General features: G+C 51.6%; 12 protein-coding genes. 11 read left to right on the plus strand and 1 reads right to left on the minus strand.

Features of this window, described 5'->3' with window-relative positions:
* Positions 1 to 6: 6 nt before the first annotated feature.
* The 11 genes from ADINL_RS12415 to ADINL_RS16805 all read left to right on the plus strand — a co-directional run bounded on the left by ADINL_RS12415 (position 7) and on the right by ADINL_RS16805 (position 19,539).
* The gene (locus ADINL_RS12415) at positions 7 to 7,422 is read left to right on the plus strand and encodes a filamentous hemagglutinin N-terminal domain-containing protein (RefSeq protein WP_036548344.1); all 7,416 of its coding nucleotides are present in this window, start codon (positions 7 to 9) and stop codon (positions 7,420 to 7,422) included.
* A gap of 21 nt (positions 7,423 to 7,443) precedes the next feature.
* The gene (locus ADINL_RS12420) at positions 7,444 to 7,728 is read left to right on the plus strand and encodes a DUF3467 domain-containing protein (RefSeq protein WP_036548347.1); all 285 of its coding nucleotides are present in this window, start codon (positions 7,444 to 7,446) and stop codon (positions 7,726 to 7,728) included.
* Positions 7,712 to 9,520: an efflux RND transporter periplasmic adaptor subunit gene (locus tag ADINL_RS12425; RefSeq protein ID WP_051632779.1), complete on the plus strand. Its 1,809-nt coding sequence runs from the start codon at positions 7,712 to 7,714 to the stop codon at positions 9,518 to 9,520. Before ADINL_RS12420 ends, ADINL_RS12425 begins: the two co-directional genes overlap by 17 nt.
* Positions 9,520 to 11,676, plus strand: a complete 2,157-nt coding sequence (locus tag ADINL_RS12430; protein ID WP_036548350.1) for a PqqD family peptide modification chaperone — start codon at positions 9,520 to 9,522, stop codon at positions 11,674 to 11,676. The genes ADINL_RS12425 and ADINL_RS12430 overlap by 1 nt, the downstream gene beginning before the upstream one ends.
* A 4-nt stretch (positions 11,677 to 11,680) precedes the next feature.
* Positions 11,681 to 13,660, plus strand: coding sequence for a preprotein translocase subunit SecA (locus ADINL_RS12435; RefSeq protein ID WP_036548353.1), 1,980 nt, complete (start codon positions 11,681 to 11,683; stop codon positions 13,658 to 13,660).
* Positions 13,661 to 13,663: 3 nt separating this feature from the next.
* Complete coding sequence (locus ADINL_RS12440; protein WP_051632781.1) at positions 13,664 to 14,389, plus strand: efflux RND transporter periplasmic adaptor subunit; 726 nt, start codon at positions 13,664 to 13,666, stop codon at positions 14,387 to 14,389.
* A gap of 28 nt (positions 14,390 to 14,417) precedes the next feature.
* Positions 14,418 to 15,161 carry a SapC family protein gene (locus ADINL_RS12445; RefSeq protein ID WP_036548357.1) on the plus strand — a complete coding sequence of 248 codons (744 nt, stop codon included), beginning with the start codon at positions 14,418 to 14,420 and terminating at the stop codon, positions 15,159 to 15,161.
* Between the two features lie 214 nt (positions 15,162 to 15,375).
* On the plus strand, positions 15,376 to 15,870 hold the full coding sequence (locus ADINL_RS12450; protein WP_084154507.1) for an invasion associated locus B family protein: 495 nt from the start codon (positions 15,376 to 15,378) through the stop codon (positions 15,868 to 15,870).
* A 272-nt stretch (positions 15,871 to 16,142) separates the two neighbouring features.
* The gene (locus ADINL_RS16050) at positions 16,143 to 17,153 is read left to right on the plus strand and encodes a methyl-accepting chemotaxis protein (RefSeq protein ID WP_051632783.1); all 1,011 of its coding nucleotides are present in this window, start codon (positions 16,143 to 16,145) and stop codon (positions 17,151 to 17,153) included.
* A 23-nt stretch (positions 17,154 to 17,176) separates the two neighbouring features.
* Positions 17,177 to 17,767 (plus strand): methyl-accepting chemotaxis protein, encoded by a 591-nt coding sequence (locus ADINL_RS16055; RefSeq protein WP_051632784.1) that lies wholly within the window; start codon positions 17,177 to 17,179, stop codon positions 17,765 to 17,767.
* A gap of 23 nt (positions 17,768 to 17,790) precedes the next feature.
* Entirely contained in the window at positions 17,791 to 19,539 is a 1,749-nt protein-coding gene (locus ADINL_RS16805) for a PAS domain S-box protein (protein WP_036548361.1), read from the plus strand.
* Here the strand turns inward: ADINL_RS16805 and ADINL_RS12465 are convergent.
* Complete coding sequence (locus tag ADINL_RS12465) at positions 19,536 to 20,519, minus strand: glutathione S-transferase family protein (RefSeq protein WP_036548363.1); 984 nt, start codon at positions 20,517 to 20,519, stop codon at positions 19,536 to 19,538. The genes ADINL_RS16805 and ADINL_RS12465 overlap by 4 nt on opposite strands.
* Positions 20,520 to 20,555: the final 36 nt, after the last annotated feature.

Raw genomic sequence — 20,555 nt, forward strand, 5'->3', positions numbered from 1 at the left:
TAGACCATGAAAAAGAACATTAAACAGATCGCCTCGGTTCGGAGCTTTACTCCCCGGTTGTTGCCACTGCTGATTGCTTCAGCTGTTTCACCCCTGGCTGCATGGGCTGCGCCGGCTGCTAATGAGTTGCCAGCAGGCGGGCAGATCGTACATGGACAGGGGGCTATCTCACAGGCAGGTAATGTACTGAATGTTCAGCAGAACACGCAGAACATGATTACCCACTGGAACAGCTTCAATGTCGGCAGTCAGGCCACTGTCAACTTTCATCAGCCAAATGTTAACGCAACTGTATTGAACCGCGTGACATCGGGAGATCCCAGTCAGATTCATGGGCAGATTAATGCACAGGGTAATGTGATTATCACCAACCCGGCGGGAGTTATGTTTGGCCAGTCTGCTCGCGTGGATGTTGGCGGACTGATGGCGGCAGGTCAGCATATAGCTGATCAGGACTTTATTGAGGGTAATCTGCAGCTGGATAATCTTTCCGCAGGTGGCCAGGTAATCAACCAGGGACAAATTCATACACGCACGGGTGGCTTCGTCATACTGGCAGCAGATCAGGTAACGAATACTGGCCGGATTGAGTCGTCAGAGGGGACGGTGGCTTTGCTGGCCGGGGATCAGGCACGCGTTGAACTGACGGCTGGCGGACTGGTGGGTATCCGTGTCGATGGAGAAACAGCTACAGCCGCTATCCAGAACAGCGGTGCACTGGTTGCGGATGGCGGCAAAGTGCTTATTCAGAGCCATCAGGCTACTGGAGCTCTGGCAGCAGCGGTTAATCAGACAGGTATTATCCGTGCTCGCTCAGTTGCTAAACATGATGGCCGTATCGTTATAGACGGGGGGCAGGGTGATGTACTCCTGGCTGGTCGCATTGAGGCCAGCGGACTGGAATCCGGTCAGACAGGAGGCTTCATCAGTGCCACGGGTGATCGACTGCAGGTCACGGGTGATGTGGATGTCAGCGGTGCCAATGCGGGTGGTGAGGTATATCTGGGCGGCGGCTGGCAAGGGCAGGATGCCGCGATTGCCGAGGCGCGTCAGGTACATATCGATTCCGGGGCCAGTATCAGTGCTGATGCAACACAGCAGGGTGATGGCGGGCAGGTTGTGCTCTGGTCTTCTGAACTGACGACACATGCCGGGGTGATTTCTGCACGTGGCGCGGGTGATGGGCAGGGTGGTGCCGTGGAAACCTCCAGCCGCGGTGCTTTGGGCGTTAGCGGAGAGGTAGATGTCTCTGCACCATCGGGATCGGGTGGATTATGGTTGCTCGACCCCAGCAATATTACGGTTGTCTCTGCAGGTGGTGTCGGGTGGGACGGCGCAGGTGCGGGTGATGTGAATGTCAGCAATACCTCTATTCAGAACACCCTGAACTCAGGTGGTAATGTGACGCTGCAGGCTGAGAACAATATCACCATTGCTGCCAGCATTTCCAAAACCGCGGGCGGTGATGCGCGTCTGACTTTTGAGGCAGGCGGTAATATCACCCTGAATAATGGCATTGATATATCGGCGACCACTGGAAGGTTGCATCTCGACTTTGGCACGGCATCACAGACGACCGGTGTTGCCTTTATCAATGGCCGCCTGGCCACCAATGGCGGTACTGTGACTTTCTGGAAAGATGCACAAATGGGCGCATCCAATCCGGTCAGCACGCAAATTACCGGTACTGTGACCGGAGTCGGACCTTATACCTCGGGTGATATTCTGTTCAAGCAGGATCTGTTGCTCGCCGCCAGTGATGCCAGCGTTACCCTGGGTGCTCAGGGTCAGTCTGATGGTGGGTTTACCGGTTTGGGTGGAAATATCATTGTTGAGGGTGATATCTACAGTGTTGCGGCGCTGAATCAGTCACTGCGTCCTCAGACGCTGACGCTGGATACGCGTGGTACCTCTGCTGGCGCCATTGTATTGGGCAGTGATGCCAGTAATGTCATCGGTGGAAATGATCAGGCTGCCTTGCGTCAGTTAAACTTTCTGGGTCCTCAGACAATTACCCTGAATGCCAGTGAGATCAATCTGCTGTCACCTTCAGGTGCCGTCATTACGGCAGCTTCTACCCTGGGTACGCCTGAGCTGCAACTGACGGCGGCTCATACCGTGATCAATGTGCGTGGCGGTACGGTATCGGGTGTGACCGGTTATACAGATTATGTTCAGGATACCTTTGATATTCGTGGTATGGCTGACGCCGAGTCACTGGTGATCAACGCCGACCGCTCCATTAAACTGCTGGATCAACGCATTGTGACCGATCGAGCAGAGGGGATGGATGTCATTCTGAACCCCTTTGTGGCCAGCGCAGCACAGGGCGGTGCGGTTATTCTGCAGGAAGCCGTGATTCGCTCGAATGGTGGTGATATCTATCTGGGTGGCGCCAGTGACTCAACACATGCGCAGGTTGCCAATAACGCTGATGCAGATGGGTTTGCCGTGGGTTTTGCCGGTGACAGTGACAGCCGTACCGATGGTGTGTTCCTGCAAAATGCCCAGCTGGACAGTCGTGGCATTGATGCTGATGGTTTAATCAATATCAGTGGGCGTGCGCCGTTGGCGCTGTCTGCAGGTGCCGGGGTGCGTATCACGGGTGCCGCGACACGTATCGAATCAGGCCGTAATGACATCCAGGTGACTGGACGTGTATCGACGCAGACCAATGCCGGAAACAAAGATGGCGTGATTATTGGTGAAGGCAGTGCTGCACGATCATTGCTGGCCACTACCAGTGGCAACCTGATCATTGATGGTGATGCATCTGCTGTGGTGAACCCAACGGGTGGTACACGCTATAACGGCTTGATGTTGTCATCAGGTGTGCTGCTGCGTACCGTCTCAGGTGATATTCAGCTCACCGGGCGTGGCGGTGGTGGTAACCAGAATTTTATTCAGGAAAACCACGGTATTCGCATGGAAGACCTGAATACCAGTGTGATTTCTGAATCCGGCAATATCCTGTTGCTGGGTGCATCCGGCGGCAAGACATCAGATCAGGGCGAAAACAGCTATGGTATCTTCGCTGCTGGCAATGCCATGTATATTGGCCGTGATCAGAACCGCAGTGCTGCCAGTGGTGATATTGTCTTTGTTGCGGATTCGATGCAGTTGGTGAATACCTCTGACCAGCGTTTGCAGGTATCCAGCAGTGGCCATCTGGTGATTCGTCCGGAACATGATGACACCAATATTCATCTGGGCAATGCGGGCAGTCGTCCTGAGCTGAATGGTGTCCGGACACTGTATTTGGGTGAAAACTGGTTTAATGGCAGCGCCGTGGGCATATTCCTGCCAGGACCCGTCGTTACAGCAAGTAACATTTCTACCAATGTACAGCAGTTGTCGATACAGGGTAATGCCGGTGGGAATTTCACCCTGCTGGTGGGGGAGCAGGAAACCGTTGCGATTGATTTCACCGCCAACCTGACAGAGCTACGTGATCGCGTACAGACGGCTATTCAGCAACTCAACGGACATGAGGCTGCAACTGTCAGTATCTCTGGCAGTAACCTGCGTATCAACTTTACTGCAGCACCTGCAAACCTGGTCGCAGGAGGTGGCGATACCCGTGGCTTTGAAGCCATTACGTTGGGCCGAAGCGATCTGAGTGGGCAGATTCAGGTAAATGCACCTGTCACTTTCCGGGATGATGTCACCTTTTTGAGTGGTTCGCATGGTACTGACTATCAGGCAAACATGGTGGTCAACTCGGCACTGACCGTTCAGCGGCAGCCTAACTCAACCCAATATGGCCTGTTAACCCTGGTCGCTGATGCTCTGGGTAAGCGGGCATTAGTGGCCAAGGGGCTGATCACCGCCAATCAGTTGAATCTGATCGGGGCGGGTCAGTTTATTGCTACAGCCAGCAACCAGATTGCAGGTTTGTCAGCCGAGGTAGACGGTGATGTTACCCTGCGTAACAATCAGGCACTCCGAATTACTGAGAATCAATCGACCTGGCTGGATGATATCGACTACCTGACTAACGCGGTCCTGACGACACCGTCTGCACAGACAGTGACAGGTATGACTCTAACAGGTGGGCGCCAGTTGGAGCTGCTGCTGGATACGGGTACTCTGCGTCAGTCTGAAACAGTGTCAGTGCTGGGTGGCAAGGTCAGTCTGGTGACGGGTGGCGGACGTATTGTTCAGGATAACAATGCAATTATCGAAGCCGATAATCTGTGGCTATCTGCGACGACAGGTATTTCTGCATTACATGGTGATAACCGTGTTGCAGCCCTGGCGGGTCACTTTACCGGTACAGCCGGTTTGGAGTTTAACAACGCACAAACACTGACCCTTGAGGGTGTTTCCATTACCCAGTATCGGGCAGACACTGCTTCCAGCAGTCTGGAAGGACAAGTGAATACAACCTTGTCTGATCGACAGGGTTTGCGAGGTGCGACCGGTGCCAGTGGCGGGACGCTGGCAATACGGGTGACTGACGGTGATCTGCTACAGGGAGCCGTGGATAGCAGTTCTCAGCTTCGGGCTCAGCGAGCTGTCTTGCTGGCAGATCAGGGTAGTATTTCTCTGTTAAATCAGACAAACCAAATCAGTACCTTATCAGCAAAAGTTAATTCATCTGATGAAAATATTACTGTCTTTAATGCTCAGGCCATGACGCTGGGCAGTGTTACAGGCCTCACAGAAACCTTTATCTCAGGAGGGATGCAGGCGGGCATTCAAGCGCTTGAAAACGGTAATATCTCACTGGCTACTGTGAGTGGTTCCCTGACGGTAGCGCGAGATGTGAGCACCCTGGGCAGTGGTTCTGTTGATTTGCGTGCCGGTGGTGCCGGCTCCAATCTGATATTTGCGCCGGAAACGGGTCAGCTGGCATCGGTCAGCAGTGCGACGGGGCAAGTGCAACTGGTGGCGGGCCAGAATATAACCACCCAGTCGGCTACTGATGCGACAGCTGAAGTAAGCACTGCCGGTAATGTCATGTTGCAGGCAGGTGGCTCTATCGGTACACAGGCGAACCGGATTGAACTGTCGGGTGTGGATACACTGGCGGCGGTTGCGGGTAACGGCAGTCTATGGCTGCGCAGCCTTGGGGCGGATGCAATTACAGTAGGGCAGGCCAGTGCTCTGAATAGTGCACAGACGGTGGGTGGCACGGTCACAGATCGGGCCGGTCTGGTCACGCAACAGGCAAACGGCAATATCACGCTGACCACTCAGGGTGGCGATATTCGTATTGTTTCAGCGGTGAATGCCAATGGCAGCGGCTATATCGATCTGCGTACAGCCGATACCGGCAGTATCGAAATCAATGGTGCAACCTTGACCTCTGCAACGGGCACTTTACAGCTGGTTGCAGGAGGCGCTATCCGCACCAATACCCTGAGCGGCACTCAGACTGAGCTGGCAACAGCGGGTCAGGTATTGCTGAGCAGTGGTGCTCAGATCGGTACCGAGACCCAGCGAATTGAAATTGCCAGTGCCGCTCAGTTGGCGTCGCAGAGTCTTGGCAGTCAGTTTATTGCACATCAAGGTGGTGATCTGGCGATTGCTCAGGTCAGTGCGGTTAACGCCGGTAGCCTGTTGGATAGAAGCATTGCCTCAATTGCGGGTATGACTGCAGGTTCGGGCAGTCTCATTGATCTGGATGTGAATGAGGCATTGGCACTCAATGCAGGCGTCAGTACAACTACAGCTACAGGTATCGTCAAGCTCGCAGCTGCCAGTATCAGCCAGTTGCTGGACAGCGGCAGTGCTATTTTGACACAAGGACTGCAACTGGTTTCCCGAACCGGTGATCTGCGTCTGGAAAACCAGTATAACAGCGTCACAACCCTGGCTGCTGAATCGGCAGCAGGTACCAGTTATACCAACCTGGGCAGCCTGCAGGTGGACAGTGTATCGGGCCTGCTAGGGGTCAGCGCAGGAACGGATATCACACTGCAGAGTGTTGAAGGTGATCTGACGTTGCTGCAATCGCTGCAAGCAGATCAGGCAGATGGTGTCGTGACACTGCAAGCACTGCAGGGTGGAGTAGATTCCAGTCATGCTGCGATCCATGCAGATGCGCTGAGACTGCTGGCTGAACAAAGCAGTTCGCTGAATCATGCGGATAATCAATTGAACCGAGTGGCGGTGGAGCTGACGCACGCTAACGCAGCGTTTGAACTGATCAATCAGGGTGGTTTCAGTGTTGACCGTGTCATTACCACACTGGGAGGCAATCAGAGCCTTGGGCAAACGGATGGTATTCGCACCTCCGGTGGAAATATTACCCTGGAGACCCAAGGTGCTGGCGATCTGCAACTGGCTCAGCAGCTGTCGACTGGCTCACGCCAGCTTGGGCGCATTGTGCTTGATGTTGAGCAGGGCTCTATACTTCGTACAGCGGGCGCCGGATCTATTACCACGAATCAGTTGCAACTGTCCGCTTCTGGTGATGCGCTGCTTACTCAGCCGCAGAATGCGATGAACACCGCCTCTACAACCCTGTTCCGTCCAGAGAGCTCCAATCAGGTAGCAACCCTGGCGGCTGATCTCGGTGGTAGCCTGATGTATGCCGGGCTGGGCAGCCTGGAAGTGGGGCAGGTGCTGACAGATGGTGTCCAGGCTGATCAGGTCTGGATACGTGCCCAGCAGGATTTACGACTGACTCAGGCTGTGATTGCTGATGCCAGCGCGTCACGACCTGTTATTCTGTCGGCAGGTAATCAGTTCTTTAATCAGACTGGACAGGGCGCGAATGCAATTCAGACCCAGGGTGGCTGGTTGATCTATGACCGGAATGTGACCGGCTTTACTGAGCGTATGGCCGGACTGGTTCCGGATTTCAGTTTCTTCAGCACGTCTTATGATGTGCAGCAGCCGGGTAGTGTGACCCTGGCGGGTAACGGCTATCTGGTGGGTACACCGATAGCTGATCCTGAGCAGTATCTGCGTCTGCCTGGGCTGGATAATGCAACCAGTGGTAATCCGTTAACCGATGCTGGCGTCTATCTGCAGCCAAGTCCGGTGCGGGTGTCCATGGCGCAGGTGATCAAATCTGATCCTGCTACCAGCTATGGCATGACCCTGTCGGTTTTACCTGCTGAAGCAGGATATGCGAGTCTGACTTCCCATTCTACAGGCGGGCGCACTCTGGTGGCACCGGTCGCTATGCAGGTCAGTGCTGACAGTCCTTTCCAGACCCTGCTGGGGCGCATCCTGGGTGATGCCGAGCTGGTTGGTGTTGCACTGATTGACGGATCGCCATTACCGGATACACTGCAACTGCTTGGGAAGGGCCCTTCCTTGCGTCTGGTAGGCAGTTTGCCACAAAGTCCGTCGCCTTTGATGATCAGGTTGGCGATGCAGCATCCGCAGAGCAGTGAACCTCAATGGGTTGATATCCTGATTGAGGTGGTTGCAGCGGAAGACGAGACAGATATAACGACTATCTAACAGCTCCCTAGGGGATATTGAATGAGTGATACAAACGAGTTAAACACGCCAGCTCAACCCAAGATTCACTGGGATGACAGTGAAATGCAAACAAGTTATTCCAATGTTTGTAATGTGATGGGCACACGTGAAGAGATCATGTTGCTGTTTGGTTCCAATCAGGCCTGGCAAACCGGGCAAACAGACGTGAATGTCAAACTCTCCAATCGTATTCTGTTGACACCTCATGCGGCGAAGCGTTTGAAGGTATTGCTGGAAATGGGTCTGAAAGAATATGAAACCAGATTCGGTGAAATCAAACTCTGATATCACCGTAGCAGAATCAGCCAACGACTGGCTCAGACAGCTGCAACAGGCGTCTGAGCCAGATTTTTTTATACGTTGGTTGGCATTGTTGCGGCAGGAGCTGAGTAGCCTGGAAGAGGCCGTGCTGGTATTGGGACCTGCTGATCAGGGGCCTTTCCGGCCGGTGATTACACACCCGGAGGATACGCCCTGTTCTGCGGTACTGATGCGTCTGTGTGAACAGGTCATGCAGATGCGTCGCCCTTTGAGCCAGCGCAGTGATACGCTTACCTACTGGGTGGTCCCGATTCAGCAGGGTGGTGCGTTGCTGGGTGTATTCGGTGTGTCTGCAAAAAGCCTTTCTGCTGCCCAGCGCCAATGGCTGCAATGGGGGCTGGGCTGGATTCTGACGCGTACTGAGACTTACCAGCATGCGGGTGACAGCGAGCTTAGTGAGCGCCTGATGTTGCTGCTGGACTTGCTGATGTCGTCAATCGGTGGACATTCTCTGCAGGATGCCTGTCAGGCTGTGTTATCCCAGGCCGCTGTCAATCTGAACTGTGATCGAATTTCGTTGGGATTCGCTGCAGGACAGAGTGTGCGTATGCATACTCTGTCCAATAGCGCTGAGTTCACGCGCCGTATTGATTTGGTTCAGGCGATTGAAAGCGCCATGAATGAGGCCGTTGATCAGGGGCAGAGTTTACTCTGGCCGGCACAGCAAACCGGCCTTGATACCTTCCAGGCTCACCAGGCACTGATTCGCGAGCAGGGCAATCATACTGTATTGACGGTGCCCTTCATTACGGATGCTGATAACTACGGCGCCATCTGCTTTGAGTGGTCGAGTCCACCTGATGATCGACAGCCCGAGCTGGCTGAGTCGATTGCCAGTGTGCTTGGTCGTATATTGCTGGAAAAGCGTCAATCTGAGTTATCTCTTCCAAGTTATTTGGGACGCCTGACAAAACAGCTTGGAAAGCGTTTGTTTGGACCTCGCTATCTCGGTACCAAATTACTGCTGCTGTTATGCATTTCTGTCAGTGCATTTTTTTATATTGCCGAAGGCACATTTCGCCTGTCAGCCGATGCGCGACTGGAAGGTGCCATGAACCGCAGCCTGTCGGCTCCATTTGATGGTTATGTGATGACCGCATATTATCGTGCGGGCCAGACAGTGACTGAAGGCGAAATACTGGCTGAGCTGGATGATCGCGATCTGCGTCTTGAGCAGCTGCGCTGGCAAAGCCAACTGACACAATATGAGCGGCAAATGCGGCTATCCCAGGCCCAGCGTGATACGGCCCAGGCGCGTGTTGCTGCAGCTCAGGTCGAACAGGCTGAAGCTCAGCTGGCGCTGACCAATACACTGCTAAGTCGTACTCAGATTCGTGCGCCCTTTACCGCACTGATTACTCAAGGAGATCTGTCCCAGGACCTGGGTTTGCCAGTCACCAAGGGGCAGGTGCTGTTTGAGCTGGCACCACTGGATGAATACCGTCTGGTGTTGGATCTGTCCGAAACTGATATGGCGCACATACGTGAAGGGCAGCAGGGACAGCTGGTGTTGAAAGCCTTTCCGGAAACCCGTATCGATTTCGAAGTGATTCGAGTCACACCTGTTGCTGAGGCTCGAGATGGAAAAAATCTGTTCCGGGTAGAAGCTGAAATTTTCCAGCTGCTACCGGCGATGCGGCCTGGCATGGAGGGGGTTGCAAAAGTTGAGGTCAGCGAACGGCGTTTGATCTGGATCTGGACGCGGACACTGGTGGACTGGACACGCCTGCAATGGTGGCGGTGGTTGGGACGCTAATGTCAGCATTATTTTCGACATCCTGGTATCGTTTGGCTGATCTGGTTCCACGTTTGCGCACCCAGACCCGTATATTTCGTCATGTCTATCGAGGTCAGCGGTGGCATGTTGTTCAGGACCTGGCCAGTGGCAAGTTTCTGCGTTTGAACCCTGCTGCCTATGCTGTATTGTCCCGCGTTGATGGTCAGTCAACCTTAGATGAGATCTGGAAGCAGGCTGTCGAGCAGTTACAGGATGATGCACCCAGTCAGGACGAAGTGTTGCAGCTCATGACTCAACTGAACCAGATTGGTGTGCTGACCAGTAACCGTACTCCTGATATAGAAGAGCTGACCGAGCGTGCTGAAAAAGCGCGACGTAATCGGCTTAAGCAATATATCGCCAATCCTTTGGCGTTGCGGGTGCCATTGATTGACCCGGATCGTTTTCTGCAATGGCTGATTGGTGGTATACCTCAGTGGATGCGCCCACTATTACTGTTGATCTGGCTGATTACATTGGTGTTTGGCGTCAGCCTGGCGGCGTTACACTGGTCTGAACTCACCGGCGATCTGACCCGGCTGGTATTTACCCCGGAGTATATCTTCACCCTTATTCTGGTGTTTCCACTGCTCAAGGCGATTCATGAGCTGGGGCACGGTATTGCCATTAAGCTTTTTGGTGGTCAATGCCATGAAATGGGGTTGATGTTTCTGGTAATGGTACCGATTCCCTATGTCGATGCCAGCCATGCAATCGCTTTTCAGAGCAAATACCAGCGGATGCTGGTTGGCGCAGCCGGTATGATGATCGAGCTGTTCGTTGCCAGCATCGCACTCTGGATCTGGACCTGGACACAACCCGGTTTACTCAGGGTCTTCCTGCATGATGTTGTCATACTGGCAGGTGTAGTCACTCTGTTGTTTAACCTGAATCCATTGTTGCGGTTCGATGGTTACTACATTCTCAGTGACTGGCTGGAAATTCCCAATCTGGGTAACAAGGCGAATCAGTATCTGGGTTATTTGCTCAAGCGCTATCTTTTGCGTCTCGATCGCGGGCTACAGCCACCGCGTCTGACACCTCGAGAGTCAGGCTGGCTGATCAGTTTTTCCTTGCTGTCGTTTATCTACCGTATGTTTATTGTCGGTATGATTTTGCTTTTTGTCGCGTCACAGTTTTTTGTAATTGGTGTGTTACTCGCTGCTTACGCATTTTTTCTTATGATTATCATGCCGTTAAGTCGTACTCTTAAGACTGCTTTGAATGATCCATTGATCAGTGAAAAGCGTCCGCGCCTGTATCTGGTCAGTGCTTCAATACTGGCATTGCTGGTATGGCTGCTGGGCTTTCAGCCCTTGCCTTCAGCGACCTTTGTAGAGGGAGTGGTGTGGATGCCTGAACAATCACAGCTGCGTGCGAGAACAGATTGCTTTGGTCAGCAATTATTACGTCGTCCAGGTCTGGTTGAGGCGCATGAGTCCTTGCTCTATTGTGATGAGCCGGTATTACCGGCAGAACTGCAGGAAACTCGCGCGCGCCTGATGGAACTGGATGCTGAGTTACTGCTGGCACGAGGAACAGACAGAGTATTGGCCCAAAACCTGCTGGAGGAGCGCTCACATGTAGAGCAGCGTATCCTCACACTGGAACAGCGTATGGCTGCTTTTGAAATTCGCAGCCCTCATGCTGGTGACTTTGTTATGGCATCTCCGGACGACTTTGTGGGGCGCTGGTTTTATCGTGGTGATGTAATCGGTTATGTTCTGGATCCTGCTCGCTTCACGCTGCTGGTAGCTGTTGAACAGGCAGATGTCGACCGTATTCGCCGTGATAGTGTAAGCATCAGCATGCGCACAGTCGACTCAGTGCATCAACTTCATCCGTTGGGGATACAGCGTGCTGTCCCAGCGGCAACGCGCGATTTGCCAAGTATGGCTCTTTCATTACAGGGAGGCGGGCGTATCGGGTTAAGCCCGGATGCCGTACCAGGGAGCCGGCCTCAGACATTGAATCCCGTATTTATCTTCGAACTGGAACTCCTGCAGCCAGAGAATTTTAGTGTTCAGGCATTGGGCGGGCGAGTCTATGTGCGCTTTGCTCACAGTGATGAGCCTGCTGCGAAACAGGTGTACCGTATTCTGCGTGAACTCTTTATTCGTCGCTTCGGGATTTGATGCTATGTACGCCTTGCAGACTCGTAGCGTTCAATACCCACAGCGAACAGACTGGCACGAAGATCCCTGGCTGGTGCGAGTGTGGGATCGTTGTGCCAGTCTGTTGCAGCGCTGGATCCATATGCGTGAGTCGCGGCAAATAGCTTTTGTGCGTGCTGTTGCGTTGCAGGAGGCCAGGCTTCAGGGCTTGGCACCTGACATAATACAGCAGGCGCTAAGTGATGTGCGCTTGCGTCTGCGCCGTGAGGGTTTACAGCAAGTTCATCTGGCACAGGCGTTTGCACTCGTCAGAGTGGCGTCTCAGTTAACGCTGGGACTCAGACATCATGATGTACAGATACGTGGTGGCTATGCGCTGGTACAGGGTTTTTTGATTGAGATGAATACCGGCGAAGGCAAGACTCTGACGGCAACACTGGCGGCGGCCGTTGCTGCCTTGTCTGGCAGACAGGTGCAGGTCGTGACTGTGAACGATTATCTTGCACAACGTGATGCAACCGAAATGCGGCCTCTTTATCAGTGGCTAGGCTTGCGGACCGCCTGGGTACTTGAAGATGCCAGTCCGGCCGAACGTCGGCAGGCGTATCAGGCCGATATTGTCTACTGTACCGGTAAAACCCTGACCTTTGATTACCTTAAAGACCGTATCGCACTGGAAGACCGTGTGTCACCACTGAAAATGCTGCTTGATATGTATACGGGGCGTTGGCAACAACAGGTTCTTTTGCCGGGGTTGCAGTTTGCCATTGTAGATGAGGTAGACAGTATATTGATTGATGAAGCACGCACACCTTTGATTATTTCATCTCAGGGTGGCTCTGCTGAAGAGGACGTCTTTTACAGTCAGTCCATTGGCTATGCACGCCAGCTGCAACAGCCAATCCATTTTCAGTTTGGCGAAAATCGTCAGCAGATAGATCTGACCTTGGCAGGACGTCAATTACTCGACCGGCTGGCCGAAAATGCAGAAGGCTTGTGGTGCAATCGTTTTCGACGAGAAGAAGCGGTGTTGCAAGCCCTGAGCGCGTTACACAGGTTTCAGTGTGATATCCATTATATTGTACGTGATGATAAGGTATTGATTGTTGATGAGCATACTGGGCGTGTAATGCCTGATCGCTCCTGGGAAAAGGGGATGCAGCAGCTGATTGAGGTGAAGGAGGGCGTGACGCTGACGCCACCACGAGTGACCTTGGCTAAAATCAGTTTTCAGTTGTTTTTTCGCCGGTTTCTGCTGCTTTCAGGCATGTCAGGTACCTGTAAGGAAATCGCCGGAGAGATCAGTCGAGTGTATAACCTTCGAATGGTCAGGATCCCTCCGCACCGGCCCAGTCGGCGGCTTCAGTATCCCGGAAAGACTTATGCGGATGCTGAGCAGAAATGGCAAGCTGTTGAGGCCTGTATTCTGGCATGTCAACAGCGAGGTCAGCCGGTGCTGGTGGGCACCCGTTCAATTTTAACAGCGGATATCGTATCAAAACGTCTGCAGAAGCTGGGTATTGAGCATCAACTTTTACACGCCCGCCAGGATGAAACCGAAGCGGAAGTGATCGCTCAGGCAGGCCAGCGGGGACGAGTCACAATAGCAACCAACATGGCGGGAAGAGGCACGGATATCAAACTGGAGCCTGGTGTGGCAGAGCTCGGAGGTTTACATGTGCTGATTACCGAGCTACATGACAACCAGCGCATCGATCGCCAGCTTATTGGACGTTGTGCCCGTCAGGGAGAGCCCGGCAGTTGGCAAGAAATATTATCCTTGGAAGATGAATTGGTGGTGAACTGGTTGCCTGGACTGAATCGTCTATTGCGCATACTGCTGCGCACACTGCCGGATAATACCTGTGTTCAGTTTCTGGCACGGAGTTATTATCGCTCTGCACAGTGGATGTTGGAGCGCTTGCACCGTCGTATTCGAGCCAAGCTGTTGAAAGCTGAGTTTAACTTGCGCCGGTCATTATCCTTTACCGGTAAAATGGAGTAAGTCATGTATTGTAGAAAAATACCGCTCACTGCCTGGCTTTTCGCTCTGGTGTTCAGTGCTCCAGTTCAGTCATTGGAACTGTCTGTACTGAGTTGCTTGCTGGAGCCCTCCCTGGATGCGGAACTGGGCGTTCCGGTCGAGGGGGTCTTGGCGAAAGTAAATGCAGATCGCGCAGATAAAGTTGAACAGGGCGCTATTCTCGCGGAACTCGACCTTTCTGTCGAGTTGGCAATGATTGCCATGCAGCGTGCGCGAGAGAGTTATGCCAGTCGACGTCTCGAGCGCATTCAAGAACTGCAATCTGGAAACCTGATACCGGCGCAAGACGTGGATGATATTCGTACCGAACAGCAACTGGCCCGGCTGGAGTTAGCCGTTCAGCAAGAGCAGTTGAAGTTACGACGTGTAGTCAGCCCTTTCTCCGGAGTCATTGTTGAACGCTATGCGGATGTGGGAGATCTGATTCAGAAAAGTCAGATTTTTCGTTTGGTAAAGCTTGATCCTTTATATGTCGAAGTCGTCATGACGCTGGATCAGTTCGGTTACTTGAAACCTGGCGATCGTTACCGGGTACATTTGCAGCATCTGCAAACAACTCATGAGGCAGAGGTCATCACGGTTGACCCGATCATTGATGCCGGTAGTAGTACCTTCCGTGTACGTTTATCTCTGGAAAATCCCGACTCTCGAATTCCTGCAGGGCTAAGCTGCACACTTGAATCACTGTAATTTTAACTAACCCGCTTGAGAATTGTTTATGTTTAAGAAACTGGTTCCACTGAATAAAGAGCATCACCAGTCATTACGTATCCAGCCAATCAATGGATTCCGCTTTGCTGCCAACGTTCATGTGGCGGCTGTGATGGTACATGAATTTGCACGAGCGTCCGCAATTTACCCCATTGTGTTTATTGAAGATACCCATCATGACAAGTTTTATCCGGCAGCACTTTTGGGGTTGGAACAGAATGAAAACCTGTTTGTAACAGAAGATGGGCACTGGCAAGCTGCTTATATCCCTGCAGTCATACGACGTTATCCATTCGCACTGGCACGCTTGGGCGAGGATGATATCTTTACTGTCTGTGTGGATGAGGAGTCAGAGTTGGTCAGTCAGCAAGAAGGTAATCCACTATTTTCCGACTCAGGTGAGCCAGCCGAGGTGGTTGAACAGGTCAAGCGCTTTCTGGGCGAGCTGCAACAGATGGAAGTAATGACTGAGGCCTTTTGTCGTTTCCTGAAAAGTCACAATCTGTTTTCGCCACTCAATATGCAGGTACGGGTTGGTGAAAAAATCCAAAATGTGACAGGTTGCTATGTCATCAATGAACAGCGATTTGCCAACCTGTCAGATGAACTGTTTCTGGAAATCCGTCATCAGCACTATTTGGCCCCGATCTATGCTCATCTGACATCTTTATCGCGGACAGAAAACCTGGCTATGCTTAAGCAAGGGATTCGGGCAGTGAAACATCCGTCTGATGAGGATCAGGTGCATTAATACTTAAAAAAATACTAAATTATTCATTTTTTGTTCAGGACATTGATTCAGCCCATGATTAGACTGAGGTTAAAACATAATTATTTCCCCTCAAGAGTTATGTGTAACAGGAGATGGGCCTGAATGAACAGGGAGGTTCTGACAGGTTCTGGTAGAGCGCAACTGTTTCTGTCACTATCCTATTTTTGCGTTCAACCTTACACAGCGAGTCATCATGATTAAACCTATATCACTTCGCTCAGCGCTAATAGCGCCTTTTTTAATGGCATCTGTTGCCTTTGCGCAAGCACCTGAAACTACAGAATACCAGGACTGGATGGGCATTTGCGCAGAGGTTCAGGGTCAGCAACGCTGTGAAATTCAGCAGACGTTGAATATGGAAAATGAGCAGGGGAATACCCGCTTGTTACGCGCGACGGTCAGTAAGCTGGAAAATCAGTTGATTTTACAATTGCTGTTACCACTTGGGTTAGATCTGCGACCCGGTATCGTGATGCAGGTCGATGAAGGTGCGGAATTTACAGCACCTTTTCTGACCTGTATTCAGGAGGGGTGCCTGGTCGCTGTTCCACTGGATGATGCCCGTTTATCCGCAATGCGAGCCGGGCAGGTCGCCAAAGTAGGCTTCCGTCCATTCAATACGGATCAGACCTTGGTTGTGGAAATGTCCCTGATGGGATTCACCCGCGCAAGTCAGTCTGTTAAGTAGCTTTTCACAGCAGTCATCACTGTTAATGGTAAGCATCCATATCCTGTAATCAGGCGATGCTTGCCATTTTATATTTTGCAGATCGTCAAACCTGTCCTCATTCATTCTCTGTGAAAACTATTTCTTTAGTTTCATACACTTCTATAGAGAGTCTGAAACTCTTTTAGTAACAATAAATAATCCATCAATTGTGATCTGAATCGAGCGTTACTTCGTTTAAAGTTTGTTGTACATTAAACTTAATTTAACAAGGTCTAAATAAGGAGTTGGAAATGCTCAATCAACTAAAGGTTAATACCCGCCTGATGGCGCTGAGCCTTTTCCCGCTTCTAGTGCTGACAGTCAGCTATGTTATTGCAATCAAGGATATGCGTCAGCTAAGTCTGAATACGGACTCTTTGTATCATGACCGGGTTGTACCATTGCGCGATCTCAAGGTTGTTGCGGATAGCTACGCGGTTGCGGTTGTTGATGCATTTCAGAAATATCGGGCCGAGATCTTGACTCAGGATCAATTGAGAGCAGAGCTGAATACAGCATCCAGCCAGGGAACTGAAGCCTGGGCACGTTTTATGACAACCTATATGGATGCTGAGGAGCAGCGTTTGGCTAATCTTGTCAATCAGCACCTTGGTAGTGCTCAAAGGCTGATACAAGAGCTTCTGCAGTCGGCAGACCGTGGTGAGCTGCGCTCCATGGATGCAAAACAGTTTAATACTCGCTTGTTTGAGGCCTTTGATCCCTTGTCAGATGCGATCAATGCGTTGACTGATTTACAGCTGACCGAAGCGTCACAGTTGCGCCACGCAGCAGAGCGACAGTATATGCGTGACCGTAACCTGTTTATAGTGATGGGCTTTATGGCTGTCATTCTGACAGGCCTCATTGCCTGGCGTATTTCGGCTTCCATTCAAGGCCCCATCAACCGCATTCTTCAGACGATTACGGCTATTGGTCGTGATTCGGATTTGACCCTGCGTACTCAGGTAGAGGGCAGCGATGAGTTTGCCGTATTAGGCAAAGCGTTCAACCAGTTGATAGGTCATTTTCAGCAACTCATTAATAATCTGGCTTCAGCCAGTGAGCAGCTGGCCGCAGCAGCAGAAGAAATGAGTGCTATCAGCACGCAGGTCAGTGGCAGCGCTCGTCATCAGGAAGACCAGACAACCATGATTGCTACAGCAATTAATCAGATGACTGCAGCCATATCTGAAGTTGCTACCCATGCACAAAGTGCATCCAGCTCGGCGGATCAGGCTAATGAGCAGCCGGTCAGGGGCTGACGCGCACACGTCAAAGCATCAAAATGATTGAAGCCCTGGCGCATAATATTCACCAGTCGGCCAATCGGATAGCTGAACTGGATACTCAGGCAGAGCAGATCTCGGAAGTGCTGGATGTCATAGAAAGTATTGCCGAACAAACCAATCTGTTAGCGCTGAATGCAGCCATTGAGGCGGCACGTGCAGGGGATGCCGGCAGGGGCTTTGCCGTGGTTGCTGATGAAGTGCGTAGTCTGGCTGCCAGTACCCGTCAGTCAACTGAGCGTATTCAGGACAGTATTTCTAAACTTCAATCTGTCGCAAAAGAGGCCGTGAAGCAGATGCAGGCGTCGAATCAGGCCGCTCAGCAAGGCGTCGAAAATGCGAAAATCAATGGCGAGACGTTTGAGACAGTCAGTGGTGCAGTTGGTGCGATTGTCGATATGAATGTGCACATTTCATCTGCAACAGAAGAGCAGACGGCAGTTGCCAATGACATTAATGAAAATATTCATCAGGTCGTCAAAACAGTGGGTGAGGTTGTCGAAGGCGCTGAGCAGACATCCTTGGCGAGCCAACAACTGTCAGAGTTGGCTCAGCAGCTGCGGCATCAGGTTGATCAATTCAGAATTTAACGCCGTGAGGTATAGGATTTTATATGTGGTTTAAGCAGTCAGACCTGTCAACGCGCTCCCTGGATCAAACCGTTATAGCAGTTGTCACTATCGATCAGAACAATCGTATTGTGTATTTTAATGCTGCGGCTGAGAAGCTCTGGGGTTATAAATCGGCCGAAGTCATTGGGAAAAATGTCAGCTTTATTGTACCTAAAGTGCATCAGTCAGGTCATGATGAGTATGTGAATCATCATCGTAGAACCGGTGAAAATCGTATCATCGGCTCGTCTCGGGAGTTGGAGCTTGAGCGCAAAGATGGCTCCAAAACCTGGATCAATCTTACGCTGTCTGAAATCAGGATGGGAAAGCATACCTACTATACGGCTTTTGCGCGTGATTGCAGCAAAGAGCGAGAAGAGCGTTCGGTCGTTGAACAGGTGCTGCATCAGGCACATGATGGAGTGATCACTATCGATAGTCAGAATAATATTATTTTCGTGAACCCTGCTGCAGAAAAAATGTGGGGATTCACTCGTGAGGAGATGCTGGGTCAAAACATTAAAATGCTGGTAGCGCCAGAGCATCGTAGTCAGCATGACCAATACGTGAATCGAAATCGTGAAACAGGTGTCAATCGATTGATTGGCAAACCGATTGAGTTGCCCATTCATACGCGTGACGGCGAGGTACGCTGGGGGCTGATTACACTGGCAAAAGTCGTTGTGGGTACCGATATTCTGTTCACTGCTTTTGTCAAGGATGTGACCGATGAGGTGTCCCGTCGGGAAGAGATTGAGATGCTCTCTCTGGTGGCCAATGAAACCAGTAATTCTGTCGTGATTACCAATCACAAGGGCGAGATCATCTATGTTAACAATGGCTTTGAGCAGATGACGGGGTATGCATTATCCGAGGTGAGAGGGAAAGTGCCTGGCAGATTTTTGCAGGGCCGTGATACGCATCCGGACACAGTGGCCCGGATTCGTGACAGGTTGAAACGACATGAGCCTTTTTATGAAGAGATTCTGAATTATCGTAAGGATGGCAAACCCTATTGGATAGCCATGTCCATTAATCCGGTATTTGATACAACAGGGCAACTTGACCGCTTTGTGTCTGTGCAGGCCGATATTACGTCGATCAAGCAGTCTGCCAAGGATTCGATGGACCGTCTCGGTCTGATCAACGAGTCTTTGATGGTTGTTGAGTGGAGTCCTGATGGTAAATTGGCACATATGAATGCTCTGTTTCTGCAAAAAGCAGGTGGCCGTGAGGCTGCCCAGCAGGCTTCAGACAGCATATGGAAGCAGCTGCATGCACAAGGTAGCAAAGTGGAGCTGGATCGGGGCGGTCAGATAAGCCTGATTGTAACCTTTAGTGATCAGCAGGGTATGCAGCGCTCATTTGATGCGCGAGTCTGTGAGTTAAAGGATTTTGAAGGTAAAGTAACCCGCTATGTGGTATTCGGAGTTGATATCACGGATCGTCAGATAGCGTTGAAAGAAACGCGACAGGCCATGCAGGAGCTCTTGAAGGTAGGCAACCAGATTGGCGATATTGTTGGCAGCATTTCCGGTATCGCCGGGCAAACTAACCTGCTGGCATTGAATGCCGCAATTGAAGCAGCGCGGGCAGGAGAAGCTGGTCGAGGATTTGCCGTGGTCGCTTCTGAGGTGCGCGAGTTGGCCAGTCGCTCGTCTGAGTCAGCAGACCAGATCGGCGGGCTGGTCCAAGCAACCCGAACCCGAATTGATCAACTGGCTGACTCGCTGGAGCGTATTAACGGTTAACCCTGTAACTGCTCACGCCCGTGGGGCAGCCATAAATGCTGCTCTGGCCCGACCGGTACAATGCGTGTCGGGTTGATCATCTGGTGGCTGGCATAGTAGTGGGTTTTGATCTGTGCAAAATCCACGGTTTCGGCAATGCCTGGCCACTGGTAGAGTTCGCGCATATAGGCGTGTAAAGCGGGCAGGTCTGCGATACGCTTCAGATTGCACTTGAAATGCCCATGATAGACTGAGTCAAAGCGAATCAGTGTTGTAAACAAACGCCAATCTGCCTCCGTGACTTGTGCTCCAAGCAGGTATCTTTGTGTAGCCAGATGTTCCTCAAGGCTTTCGAGTAGCTCAAAGAGCGGAATGACTGCCGCCTCATAGGCATCCTGCCGGGTGGCGAAGCCTGCGCGGTAAACACCGTTGTTAATATATTTCAGGATCCGGGCATTGATGGAATCGATCTCTTTCAGATGATTGGGTGGCAGATAATTTTCCTGGTTGCCGGTAATGTCATTAAAGGCCGAGTTCAGCATGCGGATAATCTCTGCTGATTCATTGCTGACGATCGTATCACGCTGTTTGTCGTACAGCACCGGAACCGTCACACGTCCACTGTAGTCAGGTTGTGCATGCGTGTAGAGTTGATGCAGAAAGTCATAACCAAACAGATGATCATGCGTGCTGCCTGCAGAGGGCTTGAAGGTCCAGCCATGCTCGGCCATATAAGGGTTCACAATGGACAGGGTAATATGTGGCTGGAGCTGCTTGAGTTGACGAAAAATCAGGGTGCGGTGGGCCCAGGGGCAGGCCAGTGACACATACAGGTGATATCGACCTGATTCAGCGTTGAAACCTGAGTCACCGGATGGGCCTGCAGCGCCATCTGTCGTGATCCAGTGTCTGAACTGAGCATCTGTGCGAATGAATTCTCCATCATTTGATTCTGTGTCATACCATTCGTCAAACCATTGACCTTGTTTTAATAAACCCACGAAGACTCCATGAAAATTGCGTAATAATTTGCTTAA

Source organism: Nitrincola lacisaponensis, from assembly GCF_000691225.1.
GTDB classification, from domain to species: Bacteria; Pseudomonadota; Gammaproteobacteria; order Pseudomonadales; family Balneatricaceae; genus Nitrincola; species Nitrincola lacisaponensis.

Coding starts and splice junctions, on each gene's coding strand:
- ADINL_RS12440 (WP_051632781.1), top strand. CDS start 13,664: ATGTATTGTAGAAAAATACCGCTCACTGCCTGGCTTTTCGCTCTGGTG.
- ADINL_RS12435 (WP_036548353.1), top strand. CDS start 11,681: ATGTACGCCTTGCAGACTCGTAGCGTTCAATACCCACAGCGAACAGAC.
- ADINL_RS16055 (WP_051632784.1), top strand. CDS start 17,177: ATGATTGAAGCCCTGGCGCATAATATTCACCAGTCGGCCAATCGGATA.
- ADINL_RS12420 (WP_036548347.1), top strand. CDS start 7,444: ATGAGTGATACAAACGAGTTAAACACGCCAGCTCAACCCAAGATTCAC.
- ADINL_RS12445 (WP_036548357.1), top strand. CDS start 14,418: ATGTTTAAGAAACTGGTTCCACTGAATAAAGAGCATCACCAGTCATTA.
- ADINL_RS16050 (WP_051632783.1), top strand. CDS start 16,143: ATGCTCAATCAACTAAAGGTTAATACCCGCCTGATGGCGCTGAGCCTT.
- ADINL_RS12450 (WP_084154507.1), top strand. CDS start 15,376: ATGATTAAACCTATATCACTTCGCTCAGCGCTAATAGCGCCTTTTTTA.
- ADINL_RS12415 (WP_036548344.1), top strand. CDS start 7: ATGAAAAAGAACATTAAACAGATCGCCTCGGTTCGGAGCTTTACTCCC.
- ADINL_RS16805 (WP_036548361.1), top strand. CDS start 17,791: ATGTGGTTTAAGCAGTCAGACCTGTCAACGCGCTCCCTGGATCAAACC.
- ADINL_RS12430 (WP_036548350.1), top strand. CDS start 9,520: ATGTCAGCATTATTTTCGACATCCTGGTATCGTTTGGCTGATCTGGTT.